At 36.9% G+C, this 401-nt stretch carries 1 pseudogene; it reads left to right on the top strand.

What is annotated here, in order from left to right:
* A pseudogene (locus AB4496_RS20755) lies at window positions 1–401 on the top strand (hypothetical protein); the annotation flags it as partial.

Consider the following 401-nt stretch of genomic DNA (forward strand, 5'->3'; position numbering starts at 1 on the left):
CCAGTAATGACAGTGAGTTCTGACCAAGAAATTAAATCTACTACGCCACTTACTACCGTTTTATGGAATCAGATCCAAGCCGACCTATATAAAGGTGGTTTAAACAGTTGTTCCGCTTTGAAGCAAGCTGTAAACACTCAAAATAGCATTATCCAAAATGTTAAGGAACATGATTTCCGAATTGCGAATCGATATAACATTGCAGTGAAAGACTTGTATGGCGACTTCGTCAAAGCCCAAAACACTGAGCTTTATGAATTAGCGCAGAAAATGATGCCAGCCATTAAAAAGTCGTATCAAGAGACTAAAGATATTCAAAAAGAAAACCCCAAAGCTCAGCAAGCCTATGTTGATTATTATTGGGAGCATTGGGACTATTCTAAAAAGAACGAAATTAATAA

This window comes from Vibrio sp. 10N.222.46.A1 (assembly GCF_041473595.1).
Taxonomy (GTDB): Bacteria; Pseudomonadota; Gammaproteobacteria; order Enterobacterales; family Vibrionaceae; genus Vibrio; species Vibrio tasmaniensis_A.